Consider the following 16,175-nt stretch of genomic DNA (forward strand, 5'->3'; position numbering starts at 1 on the left):
TTTATTATCCATCGCCAATAATTAGAGCAGCACGCATGAAAATTGTTACTGATAAAACCCCCAAAGTCGATATTGCCAGCATTTTGACCGCCAGCGAGATTGACGAGATTCATGAATACATGCATCACTATCCGCAGCCACGCGCCGCGCTATTGGACGCACTAAAAATCGTCCAGCGTCGCAACGGCTGGGTGGACGACGCACAGGTCAGCGCGATTGCCAATTTATTGCAAATCGCTGTGACCGATGTGGAAGGTGTGGCGACGTTTTATAACCGTATTTATCGCTCACCTGTGGGTCGGCATGTGATTTTGGTGTGTGACTCAATCGCGTGTTATTTGGTCGGCGCAGAGAGCCTAGCGGCAGCATTTGAGCGTCATTTGGGCATCAGTTTTGGACAAACTACGCCCGATAATCGCTTTACACTCTTGCCGATTTGCTGCTTGGGCAACTGCGACAAAGGGCCTGCGGTGCTGATTGATGAAGACACCTACGGTCCTGTGCTGCCTGAAGAAATTGGCGAACTGTTGGAGCAATACGCATGAATATCACCCAACAATTAGAACAACGCAAGCACGGTAAATCACCGAGCCAGCTGGGTCAGCAAAGTATCCCGATTTATGGCGACAAGGCGACAGCTACCAGTGAAACCCGTCCTTTGACATGGCGTTTGGCACACCATGAGTCAGTGCTGGATTTGGCGACTTATGAGAGCCTTAAAGGCTATCAAGGCTTAAAAAATGCCTTAGAAAAATCGCCCAAAGAGGTCACCACGATGATTAAAGATGCCAATGTGCGTGGGCGCGGTGGTGCAGGTTTTAATGCAGGGCTAAAATGGACGTTTATGACCCCACCCGATGGTGGGCCACGCTACTTGGTGTGTAATGCCGATGAGATGGAGCCGGGGACGTTCAAAGATCGCTTGTTGATGGAACGCGTACCGTTTCAGCTGATTGAAGGTATGACCATCGCCGCGTATGCCATTGGCGCAACAGCAGGCTATATCTTTATTCGTGGGGAATACATTGAAGCTGCTGCGCGGCTAAACGCAGCACTGGTTGAAGCGCGTGCCAAAGGCTACTTGGGCGACAATATTTTAGGCACAGGCTATAGCTTTGATATCCATGTGCATACAGGTGCAGGGCGTTATATCTGTGGTGAAGAGACGGCACTGATTAATTCGTTAGAAGGTCGCCGCGCCAATCCGCGTACCAAGCCGCCGTTTCCGCAGGTGTCGGGCGCGTGGGGTCGTCCTACAGTCGTCAATAACGTTGAGTCATTGAGCAATATGTCAGCGATTTTGCTACATGGCGTGGACTGGTACAAGGGTATTTCTGGCGGCAAATCTGAAGTGCCAGGTACCAAAATCTTTGGCTGTTCAGGGTTGGTCAATGAGCCTGGTTTGTGGGAGCTACCATTTGGTGTGACCGCGCGTGAGCTGATTTACGATTATGCCAAAGGCATGAAAGATGGGCGCGTGCTCAAAGCTTGGCTACCAGGGGGCGCATCAACAGACTTTTTGACGCCTGAGCACTTAGATTTGCCGATGGAATTTGACACCATCATGAAGGCTGGTAGCCGTATGGGTACGGGGCTGATTATGGTGGTGGATGAAAACCAAGACATGGTCGCGCTGTCGCTCAACTTACAAAAATTCTTCGCGCGTGAGTCGTGCGGTTGGTGCGCGCCGTGCCGTGACGGCTTGCCATGGGGTGTCAAAACCTTGACGGCATTGGATGCAGGGCAAGGGCAACCTGTTGATATCGACGTATTACAACAGCTCACCAAAGACCTATGGCTGGGTCGGACGTTCTGTGCGCACGCCCCAGGGGCGGTCGAGCCGCTACAAAGTGCGCTCAAATACTTCCGCCATGAATTTGATGCCAAAATTTTGCCAGCGTCTGACACCCCAGAGGCGACAGGCGATGCAACAAGCAGCGTGACCACGTACGTACCAACGGGTACAACGGGTGCGCCCAAACAGGCTGTGTAAGGAATATCTATGGCAACCATTCATATCGATGGACGAACTGTCGAGGTAGACGGCGCGGACAATCTGCTACAAGCGTGTTTATCGCTGGGCATTGATGTGCCGTATTTTTGCTACCACCCTGCGCTTGGGTCAGTGGGCTCATGCCGTCAGTGCGCTGTCAAACAGTTTAACAACCAAGAAGACTTTGAGGCAGGCAAAGGGCGGCTGGTCATGTCCTGCATGATTAACCCCACTGAAGATATGTATATTTCGGTGACGGATGCCGAAGTTAAGGCATTTCGCAAAAGTCTGATTGAGTTTTTGATGACCAACCATCCGCACGATTGTCCAACGTGTGAGGAAGGTGGGCACTGCCATTTACAAGACATGACCTATATGTCAGGGCACAACCGTCGTCGTTATCGCTTTACCAAGCGCACGCACCAAAACCAAGATCTAGGGCCGTTCATCAACCATGAAATGAACCGCTGTATCGCCTGCTACCGCTGTGTGCGCTACTACAAAGATTATGCAGGCGGTGATGATTTGGGCGTGTATGCCTCAGCAAGCCGCGTATATTTTGGGCGTGAGCAAGACGGACAATTTGAAAGCGAATTTTCGGGCAACTTGACCGAAGTTTGCCCAACGGGTGTATTTACCGATAAAACCCACTCTGACCGCTACAACCGCAAATGGGATATGCAGTACGCGCCAAGCGTGTGCCACGAGTGCTCAGCAGGCTGTAATATTTCGGCAGGTGAGCGTTATGGCGAATTACGCCGTATCGAAAACCGCTACCATGGCGAGGTCAATGGTTACTTCTTGTGTGACCGTGGGCGTTTTGGCTATGGTTATGTCAATCGCGCTGACCGCCCATTGCAAGCATTAGAACGCATTGGCGAGCGTATGGCAGCTATCAGCGTTGATTACGCGCTAGATGCCGTCAAAAGCCGCCTACAAGGTAAAACCGTGTTGGGGATTGGTTCACCTGTTGCCAGCTTAGAGTCCAACTACGCGCTCAAGCGGCTGGTGGGGGCAGAAAACTATAGCATTGGTGTAAGCGCGTTTGAGCAAGACTTGGTACAAACGTGTATCGACGTTTTGACCACCCAAGATATGCATAATGTCAGTATGCGCGAGATTGAAGAACACGATGCGGTGCTGATTTTGGGTGAAGATATTACCCAAACCAATCCGCGTATCGCGCTTGCTGTGCGCCAAGCTGCCAAAAACAAAGCCGAGCAGATGACGGCCGCGCTACGCACGCCAACATGGCTGGCAGAGCCTGTCCGCCGTATTGGGCAAAACGAATACAGCCCGATTTTTATCATCGATGTCACCGCAACCAAGCTTGATGACATCGCCGAGCTTAGCTGCGTGGCCACACCCAGTGATATCGCGGCGTTTGGTTTTCAAATCGCTGACGCGCTGGCAGGGCTACAAACCGACGTGTTACCAAAAGACTTGCAAGTCGATGAAGTGGGGCAAGACACAGGCGCGGCAGATAGCGATGCCATGCAGCAAATGGCAAAACGTATCGCGCAGACCTTGCTACAAGCCAAAAAGCCGTTGATTATTGCAGGCACTTCATTGGGAGAAACGGCAATTATCCAAGCGGCAGCACAAATTGCCAAATTGGCAGGCAAACAGCGCGGTTCGGTCATTGCCCATGAAAAAACCGTCGTTGATGCGCACAATGTGGCGGTTGATGAAGAAATTGCCAAAATCAACGCCGAACAAGCGGCCATCAAACAACAAGCGGACGCAGCACAAAAACAGCAAATCGATGAAGCACAGGGTGACGGCAACAAAGCCGACAAGCCAGAGGTTAAATTGCCTGAACACATGAAGATGACCGCGGATTATCACAACACCGCCAACATCTATTTGTGTGTGCCACATGCCAACAGTATTGGCGTGAATTTACTCGGTGGGCAGCCACTTGACGCGCTGTTGGATAAAGCGGCCGATGTCGTGGTGGTCATGGAAAACGACCTTGCCAAACACCTAAGTGAAGCCGATGGTGAGCGTTTGTTGGCAGGCAAATCTGTGATAGTGCTTGATCACGAAGCTTATGCGTGGCATAGCCGTGCTGATGTTGTGCTACCTGCGGCAACGTTTGCCGAAGCCGATGGCACATTGGTCTCGGCTGAAGGCCGCGCGCAGCGGTTCTTCCAAGTCTATGAGCCATCGTACTATCGCCCACAAACCCACGTCAAAGAAAGCTGGCGCTGGCTACATGCTATTGAATCGGAGCTACAAGGGCGTGCAATTGACTGGACGCAGCTTGATGATGTCGTACAAGCCGTTGCCCACGCCAATCCAAACCTAGCAGGTATCGTGGATGCCGCACCGTCGGCAACGTATCGCATTACAGGGCTAAAAATTGCCCGCGAACCACGCCGCTATTCGGGACGTACCGCGATGCGCGCGCCGATTTCGGTGCATGAGCCTGAGCAGCCCAAAGACATCGACACCAGCTTAACATTCTCACAAGAAGGCTATGTCGGTACACAAACTGATTCGGCCTTGATTCCGTTTGCATGGGCAGCAGGTTGGAACTCGCCACAAGCGTGGAACAAATACCAAGATAAAGTGGGCGGACACCTTAAACACGGTGATCCAGGCGTGCGGCTGTTTGACACAGCTACCAAGCTACCTGCGCGTGATTATCAAATGCATGAGCAGCCACAAGCCCGTAACCAACTGGTGCCGATTTTTAATATCTTTGCCAGCAGCGAGCTTGCCGCGCGTAGCCCTGTGGTAGCAGAGCAGTTGGTCGCACCTGTGTTTTGCGTTGGGCGTGATGACGCGGCAGCGTGGCAGCTACAAGACGGTGATGTCATCACAGTATCAGCAGGGCAAGCACAAGCCACCTTGCCTATACAAGTGGTGGATTATCTGGCAGACGGCTGCATTGGCTACCCTGCTGGGCAAGTACCTGCGCTGCATATTGCGCTATCAAGCCGGGCTAAGCCAGAGGTGCAGGTGGCTAAAGCCGCCGATGCCGTTTCTTCAACCGACAGCGGTCTGACCGTAGGGGAGAGTGTCTAATGCCATATGCAATCAGAGAATTGCCCCATGTGCCTGCGTGGCTTAGCGGTATGCTAAGCCCTGAAGGCTGGTCAATCCTGTTTTTGGTGGTACAATCGCTGGTGATTTTTTTGGCGGTGGTCATTGCCGCGGCGTTGATGATTCCGTATGAACGCCGTATGCTGGGTTTGTGGCAAGACCGCTATGGCCCAAACCGTGTCGGCTGGCAGGGCTCACTGCAAGTGGTTGCCGATATGCTCAAAATCTTCTTTAAAGAAGACTGGACACCGCGATTTGCTGACAAGTTTATTTTTGTGCTAGCGCCTGCAATTGCCATGTTTACTGCGCTGGCAGCATATATCATCGTACCTATCACGCCGTCTTTGGGCGGTGCTGATTGGAGCATTGGTATTTTGTTCTTTTTTGCCATGGCAGGTTTGGCGGTGTATGCGGTGATGTTTGGCGGCTGGGCATCGGCCAACAAATTTGCGCTTTTGGGCGGCCTGCGCTCAGCGGCGCAGACCATCAGCTATGAGGTGTTTTTAGGCTTATCCTTGATGGGTGTCGTGGCTTTGGCAGGTTCATTTAACTTGCGTGATATCGTTGCTTCACAAGCTGGCGGCTTTTGGCATTGGAACGTGTTTGGGCAGATTTTGGGCTTTTTGACGTTTTTGGTGGCAGGTGTTGCCGTGACTCACCGTTTTCCATTTGACCAACCTGAAGCCGAGCAAGAACTTGCCGAAGGTTATCATGTGGAATATTCAGGCATGAAGTTTGGTATGTTCTTTGTCGGTGAATATGTCAATATCGTGTTGATTTCATCATTGATTACGGTGCTATTTTTTGGTGGTTGGCAGCCGCTTGCGGATATTGCGATTTTTACTTGGATTCCACCGATTGTTTGGTTTATGCTCAAAACATTGTTTTTTATGACGTTTTTTGTCTTGCTGCGGGGTTCGTTGATGCGCCCACGCTATGACCAAGTGATGAATTTTGGTTGGAAAATTTGCTTGCCAATTACGCTGGTAAATTTATTATTGACCGCCGCTTATGTGTTGTGGCGCTCGCCGCAAGTGATTGGTTAAACGGGGGAGGAGTGCCGTATGTATTGGACGATGTTAAAAAACACCCTCACGGGCTTTGGGACTGTGCTGCGCACCATGCTGATGGTAGCGAGCCATGCCACACGCCCGCGTGATACAATTATGTATCCTGAGCAGCCTGTACCCGTGCCGCCGCGTTTTCGTGGGCGTATCGTTTTGACGCGTGACCCCGATGGCGATGAGCGCTGTGTGGCGTGTAACTTGTGCGCGGTGGCGTGCCCTGTGAGCTGTATTTCATTGCAAAAAGCAGAGCGTGAAGACGGGCGCTGGTATCCTGAGTTTTTTCGTATCAATTTTTCGCGCTGTATTTTTTGTGGTATGTGCGAAGAAGCCTGCCCAACCACGGCGATTCAGATGACACCAGATTTTGAGCTGGCAGAATACAACCGCCAAGATTTGGTTTATGAAAAAGAAAATTTGCTGATTTCAGGTCCTGGTAAATACCCCGATTACAACTATTATCGGGTGACAGGTATGGCGATTAAAGAAAAACCCAAAGGCGCGGCACAAAACGAATCTGCGCCGATTGACTTACGGAGCTTATTGCCATGATGTGGACAGGAGCGACGATCGGGTTTTATATTTTGGCGTTGGTGGCATTGATTGCCAGCCTACGGGTGATAACACGGGTCAATCCTGTGCATGCGCTACTTAATATGATTGTGTCATTGATGGCGATATCGGGTGTGTTTTTTGCCATAGGCGCACCGTTTGCTGGCGCACTAGAGATTATTGTCTATGCAGGCGCGATTATGGTGCTGTTTGTATTCGTCGTGATGATGCTAAATTTAGGCAGCCAAAACGCTGAGCAAGAACGCAGCTGGCTGACATCATCGGCGTGGGCTGTGCCAACGGGGCTGGCGTTTATCATCGGTGTGGTGTTGGTTAGCTTTGTGGGCTTGCAGTACGGTGATACGGCGGTGGTACAAGCAGTTGGTGTGGATGCCAATGGTATGCCAGTGGCGGTAGAGCACGCGCAAGTCGGCTTGGGTATGGTTGGTGGGCAAGTGGTGGATGCCAAGATGATTGGCGCACGCTTGTTTACAGAGTATTTATTGTTGGTTGAGGTGGCAGGCTTTTTGTTGCTTGCAGCATTGGTGGCGGCGTATCACTTGGCACGACGCGCGCTGGATGATGAAAACCTGACCCATGATAGCTTGCGGGCAGATGTGCCAAACCTGCCTGTCGCACCTACCAATAGTGTGCAGCAAGATGCGGTGATGGGCTTGAGCAAGGAGCGAGCATAATGGGGCAGATTCCGTTAAGTCATGGCTTGATGCTGGCAGCGATGTTATTTGCCATCGGCTTTGCTGGCGTGATGGCGCGGCGCAATTTTTTGTTTATGCTGATGGGGCTTGAGACGATGCTCAATGCCGCAGCGTTGGCGTTTGTCGTGGCAGGCAGCCGTTGGGTAAATGCTGACGGACAAATTATGTTTATTTTGGTGCTGACGCTGGCAGCGGCGGAAGTGGCGATTGGACTTGCCATGTTGCTCCAGTTTTATCATAAGCGCGGGCATTTGGATATTGATACCGCCAATCGGATGCAAGGGTGACAGGCATGAATGCATTACCATTAACATTTATTTTGCCACTCTTGGGCTTTTTGGTGCTGGCGATTGGGCGTGACCGTTTAAGTGAGCCGGCCGCAGCGATGGTTGGCGTGGGTAGCATGGCGCTATCAGCAATTTGTGCGCTGTTGGCAGGCGGCCATTTTTTGATGGATTACCCGGTTGGCACGTTGGTACAGATGCCGCTATGGACGTGGCTGCGTGTGGGTGATTTTGCACCAAATTTTGGTTTGGCGGTCGATGGGCTTGCTGTGACCATGATGGGCATTATCACAGGCGTGGGCTTTTTGATTCATTTGTTTGCGTCGTGGTACATGCGTGGTGAAGCAGGCTACGCACGCTTTTTTAGCTATATGAATCTGTTTGTCGCCAGTATGTTGCTGCTGGTACTTGCCGATAACCTCATGCTGTTGTATCTGGGCTGGGAAGGCGTCGGTATTTGTTCATATTTATTGATTGGTTTTTATTTCCATGACCGTGCCAATGGACGCGCAGCGATGAAGGCGTTCACAGTAACGCGTGTCGGTGACGTATTTTTGGCGTTTGGTTTGTTTTTGCTGTTTTATAGCGTGGGTACGCTCAATATTCATGATATTGTCACGCGTGTGCCACAGGTGTTTAGTGCCAATGATCGTATGCTACAGTTGGCAGCGGTGATGTTGGTACTGGGTGCGATGGGTAAATCGGCGCAAATTCCGCTACATTCATGGTTGGCAGACGCGATGGCTGGCCCTACGCCTGTGTCGGCATTGATTCACGCGGCGACGATGGTCACCGCAGGTGTGTATTTGATTGCACGTTTACACCCAATTTTTATCATGACCCCTGATGTATTGGTTAATTGGGTGGGTTTTACAGGCGCGCTGACTCTGTTGGTGGCAGGCTTTTGTGCGTTGGCACAAACCGACATCAAGCGGATTTTGGCATATTCAACGATGAGCCAAATTGGTTATATGTTTTTGGCGTTGGGCGTGGGTGCGTGGCAAATTGCGATTTTCCACTTGATGACCCATGCGTTCTTTAAGGCCTTATTATTCTTGTCATCGGGTGCGGTGATTATCAGCGTGCACCATGAGCAAAATATTTTCCGTATGGGTGGTTTGCGTAAGACGATCCCACTGGTATTTTGGTGTTTTGTCATCGGTGGCGGTGCGCTTGCGGCTGTGCCATGGATTACGGTGGGTTATTACTCCAAAGATGCGATTATTTGGGAGACGTTTGCCAGCGGTCATATGACGCTGTTTTGGATGGCGGTTGCTGGCGCGTTTTTGACGTCAATTTATACCTTCCGTTTGATTTGGTTTACATTTTTTGGTGAGCCTAAGACCCACGCTGAGCCGCTTAAAGGCTTGTCCTACCAAATTCCGTTGGTGGTGTTATTGGTGCTATCGACAGCCGTTGGCGCGTTGATTCATCCGCCATTGGCACAGGTGCTACCAGAGAGCCAAGGCGTGTTGCTTGAGCAGGCAAATAATGCCCACGGCAAGCACACCGCTGAGATGATTGCGATGGGCGCAATGTTGGCAGGTTTTTTGGTGGCTGCTGCCTTGTATGTTTTGGATAAAGGTCGCTTGCTGACCCGTTGGAAGCAATCAGGCTTAGGCAGTGCAGTGAATTACTGGTGCTATCACGGTTTGGGTTTTGATGCGCTGTACGATGCAATGTTTGTGAAGCCATTTTTGTTGATTGGACGCCTGTTAAAAGCTGACCCTGTGGATAAGACGTGGGGAATTTTGCCTGCGCTTGCGATGACGGGTAACCGTGTGGGCGGCTGGTTGCAATCTGGTTCATTGAGGGGCTATGCCGCAAGCTTCGCGCTGGGTATGGCGGTGCTGTTGGTGTTGGTCATGATGATGATAGGGATGTAACCAATGCAAAATAATATATTGTTACCTGCCTTAATTTTTGTGCCCTTAATCGCTGGCTTTTTGTGCTGGTTGGTTGAGAAAGCCGATGACCATTTGCCGCGTTGGATCGCATTTTTGGGCATGTTGATTACCTTTGTGCTGTCGCTGATGCTATGGCATTCGGGTGATTTTAGCCAAGCGATGCAAAATTTGCCTGCGATTGGCGCGCGCCCAACATGGCTTGCAGAATATCGTGTGCCATGGGTGCCGTCATTGGGTGTAAGCTTTCACTTGGCGGTGGATGGCTTGTCGCTGTTGATGGTTGCCTTGACGGCGTTTTTGGGTATGATGGCGGTTGCGTGTTCGTGGGGTGAGATTCAGCGACGCGTTGGGTTTTTTCATTTAAACCTGCTATGGAGCTTGGCAGGGGTAATTGGCGTATTTTTGGCAATCGACCTGTTTTTGTTCTTCTTCTTTTGGGAGATGATGCTGGTACCGATTTACTTTTTGATTGCTATTTGGGGGCATAACGCTATCAATGGTAAAACCAAAGAGTACGCGGCGACCAAGTTTTTTATTTATACACAAGCTTCTGGCTTGATCATGTTGATTGGTATTTTGGTGTTGGTGATGATTCATGCCAGCACATCAGGACAATTAACCTTTGATTATATGGATTTGCTGGGCACGTCGTTGGGTGGCTGGGAATATCCATTGATGTTGTTGTTCTTTATTGGTTTTGCTGTTAAGTTGCCGATTTTCCCTTTGCACGGTTGGTTGCCCGACGCACACGCGCAGGCACCTACGGCAGGTTCGGTGGATTTGGCAGGTATTTTGATTAAAACCGCGGCGTATGGTTTGTTGCGTTTTGTTTTGCCGTTGTTTCCTAATGCCAGTGCAGAGTTTGCGCCGATTGCGATTGTTCTTGGTACGATTGGTATTTTCTATGGCGCATGGCTTGCGTTTATGCAGACGGATATGAAACGTTTGCTGGCTTATACCAGTGTGTCGCACATGGGCTTTGTGGTACTGGCGATGTACGCAGGCAGCTTACTTAGCTTGCAGGGTCTGATGATTCAGATGTTGGCGCATGGTTTGAGCTCGGCAGCGTTGTTTATCATGAGTGGGCAGTTGTATGAGCGTTTGCACACCCGTGACTTGACCAAAATGGGCGGCTTGTGGGGGCAAATGCGCTATTATCCACCACTGCTGATGTTTTTTAGTGCGGCCCTGTTGGGTATTCCTGCAACGGGTAACTTTATTGGTGAATTTTTGATTTTGCTGGGTGCGTTTAGCCGCCATCCTGTGGCAGTCGTATTGGCAACGTTCAGCTTGGTGTGGGCAGGTTTGTATGCGTTGATCTTGATTTATCGTGCGTTATTTGGTCACACCCCAAATGATTTGCCTGCTACCCACGCACCTGTGCATGAGGCGGTTTATCATGAGCAAGCGCTGGTTGATGCGGCACAGCCTGCAAGTGCAACGATGATGCAAGATACCTATTCGGCAGCAGCAAGCAATGGCGTGGCACACGACGAACCACACACTCCGATGGGTACGCATGGTTTTGTGCAACGCTTTGCCAATTTAAGTGCGCGTGAAGTGGCGATTTTACTTACCTTGGCGATTGGTTTGTTGTGGCTAGGGCTGTATCCACAGACGTTTTTGGCGGTGTCTGAATCAAGTATGCGCTGGATTGAGCAAGCGTATCAACCAACCACCACGGCGGTGGCAGAGGGTATGACCACGTTGGCGGAGTCAGCAGGCGCAACCAACGAACCTTTCGCGCATTTGGAGGTGCGTTAATGAATCCAATGGCTACTACGGGCTTGGCGAATGGGATGATGGGCGCGACAGGCTGGGCAAATTTGCTGCCACTTGCGCCGATGTTGGTGATTTCGCTCACGGCAGTGATGGTGATGATTGCCATCGCGCTTAAACGCTCAAATACGGCAGCAGGTACTATCAGTGTGGCAGGGCTTAATGTCGCGTTGGTGCTGGTGATTTGGGGAGCACTCAATCCGTTGGCACAAATGCAAGGCGTGGTCTCTAGCCTATTTGTTGTCGATAGTTTTGCTCAGTTTAATATGGGTGTGATTTTGGTTTGTGCGTTGGCGTGTTTTACCTTGGCGCATGGCTATATCGAAAATTCTACCGCCAATGGGCTGGCTGGGCAAAAAGAAGAGCTGTATATCTTGATGCTGATTGCGACGTTGGGTGCGCTGTTGATGGCGTGTACTGACCACATGGCGGCATTTTTTGTCAGCCTTGAGCTGTTGTCAGTGCCAATGTACGGTATGTTGGCCTATACCTACGCGCGTGAGCAGTCGCTTGAGGCGGGTATGAAGTATTTGGTGTTGTCTGCCACGGCCTCAGCAACGCTATTGATGGGTATGGCACTGATTTATGCCTGTACGGGTACGCTGTCATTCCGTCAAATCGGCATGGCAACGGTCAATAGCCTACAAACGGGCATGAACGTGCCGCTGTTGGTGGTGGGTGCGGCGATGATACTGTTTGCCATTGCCTTTAAACTTTCGGCAGCACCGTTTCATACATGGACGCCCGATGTGTATCAAGGCGCACCTGCACCTGTGGCGACCTTTTTGGGTAGTGTGGCAAAAGTGGCGACGCTTGTCGTGGGTCTGCGTTTTTTATTGACCAGCGCAACATTGGCGATCCCTGCGGTACAGTTTTTATTGGTGGTGATTGCGACTTTATCCATTTTGTTGGGTAATATGCTTGCGCTGCGCGAGCGCAACGCCAAACGCGTGTTGGCGTATTCGTCAATTGCGCATTTGGGTTATGTGTTGGCAGTGGTTAGCGCGGTGACGATTCAGTCAGTCGGCTTTGCTAGTCTATACATGGCAGTATACGCGCTGACTACTGTGGGCTCGTTTGGCGTGATTTCTATTATGTCAAGCCCGTATCAAGGGGGTGAGGCGCAGACGTTGGATGATTACCGTGGGTTATTTTGGCAACGTCCTGTCTTGACTGCGGTATTGACGGTTATGCTGTTGTCTTTGGCAGGTGTGCCTTTGACCGCAGGCTTTATCAGTAAGTTTTATGCAATTTTTGCTACCGCCAGTGCACAAGCATGGTGGCTAACGGCAATGATTATTGTAGGTAGTGCGATTGGTTTGTACTATTACCTAAACTTCATGATTAGCCTATTTAAACGCGCTAGCTTCAGCCGTGAGCAAAACACGCGCGCGTATGATGCGGTGAATCATTGGGGCTTGCAAGCAGGCGGCATCATGGTGTTGTTAGTGACGTTGGCAGTGCTTTACTTGGGTATCTTCCCTGAGTGGTTGTCAAAAATTTTGCTAGCCATTAAAATTTATTAAGACTTGCAAATTACCATCGATCACCACAAAAAACGCGGCAATCTTAGCCGCGTTTTTTATCGGGTGATAACAAAATGAGGATGATTATGTCAGATGCTAAAGCTGTGGCGGTTGAGGTGTTATCGGTTCATCAATGGGCGCCGACGCTGTTTAGTTTTCGTGTTAGCCGCCCATCGGGGTTTAAGTTTACCGCAGGGCAGTTTGTGCGCTTAGGGCTCAATCCTGCACAGCTCAAACATTTTTACCAAGCGCCATCCCTGTTGCGTGGTGTGCCCGATGAACGAATTTTTCGTGCGTATTCGGTCGCATCGTCACCGTTTGATGCGTTTTTAGAGTTTTTTTCGGTGGTAATTCCCGATGGCGCGTTTACCAGTCGGCTACAGTATTTGCAAGTTGGCGATACGTTGTGGCTCAATCCCACACCATTTGGTTATTTGACCTTGGCACGTTATCAACAACCTGCGCCCAATGACTTGTGGCTCTTGGCGACGGGTACGGGGCTTGCACCGTTTTTATCCATGTTACAAACCTTGGAGGTGTGGACGCAATACCAAACCATCGTGTTGGTGTACAGCGCGCGCACGGCGCAAGAGTTGGCGTATCAAGCGCAAATCAGTGAACTGGCAGCCACTTACCAAGCCTATACCGAGGGGCAGGCGGCGCAGTTTTTTTATGTGCCAATCGTCACCCGTGAGGCAGGTGCAGGGCAATTTAGCCAACGCTTGCCTGCGCTGATTGCCAATCACGCGCTTGAAAATGCGCTTGGGCAATCGCTATCTGCGGCAAGCAGCCATGTCATGTTGTGTGGCAATCCGCAAATGGTCGCCGATACCAAAGCCGCGTTGCAAAGTCGCGGCTTAACGATGAATCGGCGCGGTGAGGGCAATATTGCGGTGGAAAATTACTGGTAGCCGCATGCGTTAGGCGGCGACATAGACGGCCTTTGACTGCGCAGGCGGAAGGCCGTCGGGGTGGGCAGTGGGTGTGGTCGTTAAGTTATCGGTGGGCGTTGGACGGGTGGGGTCTGGGTTGTTTGGGTTGTCGTCCTCGGTGATGACCACTTGCCCTGAACCTAAGTTGATGATTTCACCGATATTGACTTGCGCTTTGAGCAGTAGCTGATCTTCGGCAAGCAAACCGTGATTGATTTGCACCTTATTGAGCGTGTCCATGATTTTTTCATTTTTGCGTAACCACCGCGCCAAATCCAAATACAAGATATCATCTTTTTGGGTGGTTAGCTTGGCTTTGCCCAATATCATGCCAAGCGGGTCACGGCCCAGCACGTCTTGCCAACCCCACAACGCAGCGCGAATCGCTTGGGTTTTAAGGTAGCTGTCGGTGTGCAATGCCAGCACTTCGGTGTTAGATAGCTGCCCAAAGACCAGCCGCTGACGGTCGCGGTCTAGCTGCACGTGCACCAGCCGCAGATTAACCGCAAGCCGCGCAAAAACGCCTTTGACATTCACCGTGGTGTGTAGGCGTAGCCAGTTGTCGTGCAAATCCAAATGCAAATCCAATACCGCATCAACCTTTTTGGTGACAAATTGTGCCAAAGCGTCATTGACCTGTTGCTCGCTAATCGGCACTAAGATTTCTTGCTCAGAAAAATCCTCAAACCGTGCGTACCAAGTCTGCGCCCGTGCCAATAGCGCGTCTAGCCCATAACTTGCCAGCTCGGTCAAAAAATCTTGTAGTGCTTGCGTTATTTTGTTCACAGTGCGCCCTTTTTTCTCATCCACAGTGATGGGTAGCCAGTGGCTAAAGACAATCATTTAATCAATATAGACTAAGCCAACATTATACCGTTAAAACCTGCCAATGACAGCGACAAAATGTGTTAAGATGGCAGGGTTTATGTGAATAATTTTGTGTGAAAATTTTAACTGCCAACAGGAGCGGTCAGCCAACATGCCCGTGTTGATGGGGTCACAGATTAAAGACAGCCGCAGCTACCACTTTTGCGCGCCCAAGGTGGGCAGTGATTATAGCCTCTTGCTTGCCACCGTGCTGGCGGTGGGGCTGCATGCGGCGGTGATTTTTGGCATTGGCTTTAGTGAAGCTGCCGCGCCAAGCAAGGTGGCGCAAGATGTCACCACGGTGCTGACCGATAATTTACAAAAAAATGAGCGAGCCGATTTTATCGCCAATGCCAGCCAGCAAGGCGGTGGTGAGGCGGATGACAAGCACTTGATGGAAACCGCGTCGATTAGCCCACTTGAGGCCGACACCGTCAATCCCACCGATGACCTCATCACCCAAGCGCAAACTCGTCGCCAGCAGCAGTACCAACAAAGCTATTTACGCACCACGTTGAGTATACAAAAAGCGCCTGCCGAAAATGACAACAAAAAAGACCAAGCCAGTGAAAGCTTTGAACAACAAGAGCAGCGCATTCGTGAGCAAATTGCCACGCTAGAGACCAAAATCGGCACCAGTCAGCAGCTACTTGCCAAAAAATCGGCTGTCAAAACAGTCAGCAGCAATTCAACCACGACAGGCGCAGCGGCGCAATACATTGAGAATTTTCGCCAACAAGCCTACCACGTTGGCAACCAAAACTATCCGCAGGCCGCGCGCGCCAACAACATCACAGGCGATGTGCGCCTATTGGTCATTATCGACAACACGGGCAAGGTCAAAGCCCTACGCGTGCTTGAATCCTCGGGATCGCCGCTACTTGATGAAGCCGCCAAAGACTCGGTGCGTAAGGCAGCGCCGTTTGGTAAGTTTAGCGATGATATGCAAGATATTTTGGAGTTGCGTATCATTCGGACATGGCGGTTTGGCGACACCTTACAGGTTGAGGAACATTAGCTTTACTTGCCCAGTATTGCCAAATAGAAACCTTTGCACGAACAAATGCACAAAAGTTTGTAAAAATGATATAATACAGTAAAATCAACCAGATAGCAAAAGACACGAATATGGCATGGAAACAAACAGGGCAACTGTCCCTAGCAGACAGTCTCATTAACGGTCACAAAGCCATTGAAGAGCTTGATGAACTACACGACCTTATAAACTGGCAAACTATCGAACACACTCTACGCCACGTCCATAGCAGTGAACGTGGCGAAAGTGCCTTTCACCCAGTCATCATGTTTAAAATCTTGTTACTACAAAAACTCTATAACCTATCTGACCCAGCCATGGAAAAACAGCTAGCACGAGACTTACTATTTCGTCGCTTTGTTGGATTATCACTTACCGATAACGTACCCGACCACAGCACCATCTGGCGATACCACAAACACCTAGGTGAACTTGGACTCATTGAACCCTTATTCAACCAAATCAATG

14 protein-coding genes are annotated in these 16,175 nt (G+C 50.6%); 13 read left to right on the forward strand and 1 reads right to left on the reverse strand.

The features are described from left to right. The first annotated feature begins 35 nt into the window (after window positions 1–35). The 11 genes from nuoE (at window position 36) to AC5L4R_RS04050 (ending at window position 13,783) form a co-directional block, all read left to right on the forward strand. Window positions 36–545 carry an NADH-quinone oxidoreductase subunit NuoE gene (gene nuoE / locus AC5L4R_RS04000; RefSeq protein ID WP_494472781.1) on the forward strand — a complete coding sequence of 170 codons (510 nt, stop codon included), beginning with the start codon at window positions 36–38 and terminating at the stop codon, window positions 543–545. A 50-nt stretch (window positions 546–595) separates the two neighbouring features. After that, window positions 596–1,993, forward strand: coding sequence for an NADH-quinone oxidoreductase subunit NuoF (nuoF, locus tag AC5L4R_RS04005; RefSeq protein ID WP_494472799.1), 1,398 nt, complete (start codon window positions 596–598; stop codon window positions 1,991–1,993). 9 nt (window positions 1,994–2,002) lie between these two features. After that, complete coding sequence (gene nuoG, locus AC5L4R_RS04010; RefSeq protein ID WP_494472782.1) at window positions 2,003–5,026, forward strand: NADH-quinone oxidoreductase subunit NuoG; 3,024 nt, start codon at window positions 2,003–2,005, stop codon at window positions 5,024–5,026. Continuing rightward, complete coding sequence (gene nuoH, locus AC5L4R_RS04015) at window positions 5,026–6,090, forward strand: NADH-quinone oxidoreductase subunit NuoH (RefSeq protein ID WP_494472783.1); 1,065 nt, start codon at window positions 5,026–5,028, stop codon at window positions 6,088–6,090. The genes nuoG and nuoH overlap by 1 nt, the downstream gene beginning before the upstream one ends. Window positions 6,091–6,108: 18 nt before the next feature. Beyond that, entirely contained in the window at window positions 6,109–6,660 is a 552-nt protein-coding gene (nuoI, locus tag AC5L4R_RS04020; RefSeq protein ID WP_494472784.1) for an NADH-quinone oxidoreductase subunit NuoI, read from the forward strand. Beyond that, complete coding sequence (locus AC5L4R_RS04025; RefSeq protein WP_494472800.1) at window positions 6,660–7,355, forward strand: NADH-quinone oxidoreductase subunit J; 696 nt, start codon at window positions 6,660–6,662, stop codon at window positions 7,353–7,355. Before nuoI ends, AC5L4R_RS04025 begins: the two co-directional genes overlap by 1 nt. Next, window positions 7,355–7,663: an NADH-quinone oxidoreductase subunit NuoK gene (gene nuoK, locus AC5L4R_RS04030; RefSeq protein ID WP_494472785.1), complete on the forward strand. Its 309-nt coding sequence runs from the start codon at window positions 7,355–7,357 to the stop codon at window positions 7,661–7,663. Before AC5L4R_RS04025 ends, nuoK begins: the two co-directional genes overlap by 1 nt. A gap of 5 nt (window positions 7,664–7,668) precedes the next feature. Then, window positions 7,669–9,546 (forward strand): NADH-quinone oxidoreductase subunit L, encoded by a 1,878-nt coding sequence (gene nuoL, locus AC5L4R_RS04035; RefSeq protein ID WP_494472786.1) that lies wholly within the window; start codon window positions 7,669–7,671, stop codon window positions 9,544–9,546. Between the two features lie 3 nt (window positions 9,547–9,549). Then, window positions 9,550–11,331: an NADH-quinone oxidoreductase subunit M gene (gene nuoM, locus AC5L4R_RS04040; protein WP_494472787.1), complete on the forward strand. Its 1,782-nt coding sequence runs from the start codon at window positions 9,550–9,552 to the stop codon at window positions 11,329–11,331. 38 nt (window positions 11,332–11,369) lie between these two features. Then, window positions 11,370–12,872, forward strand: coding sequence for an NADH-quinone oxidoreductase subunit N (locus AC5L4R_RS04045; protein ID WP_494478031.1), 1,503 nt, complete (start codon window positions 11,370–11,372; stop codon window positions 12,870–12,872). Between the two features lie 86 nt (window positions 12,873–12,958). Then, on the forward strand, window positions 12,959–13,783 hold the full coding sequence (locus AC5L4R_RS04050) for a ferredoxin--NADP reductase (protein ID WP_494472788.1): 825 nt from the start codon (window positions 12,959–12,961) through the stop codon (window positions 13,781–13,783). Window positions 13,784–13,792: 9 nt separating this feature from the next. On the opposite strand, the gene AC5L4R_RS04055 is transcribed toward AC5L4R_RS04050, so the two are convergent. Continuing rightward, window positions 13,793–14,647: a hypothetical protein gene (locus AC5L4R_RS04055; protein WP_494472789.1), complete on the reverse strand. Its 855-nt coding sequence runs from the start codon at window positions 14,645–14,647 to the stop codon at window positions 13,793–13,795. 136 nt (window positions 14,648–14,783) lie between these two features. Here AC5L4R_RS04055 and AC5L4R_RS04060 point away from each other — a divergent pair, with 136 nt between their 5' ends. After that, on the forward strand, window positions 14,784–15,689 hold the full coding sequence (locus tag AC5L4R_RS04060) for a TonB family protein (protein ID WP_494472790.1): 906 nt from the start codon (window positions 14,784–14,786) through the stop codon (window positions 15,687–15,689). A 110-nt stretch (window positions 15,690–15,799) separates the two neighbouring features. Continuing rightward, the coding region (locus AC5L4R_RS04065; protein WP_494472791.1) for a transposase at window positions 15,800–16,175 on the forward strand (376 nt) is incomplete at its 3' end.

The sequence above is a fragment of the Faucicola sp. SE7633 genome (genome assembly GCF_059264685.1).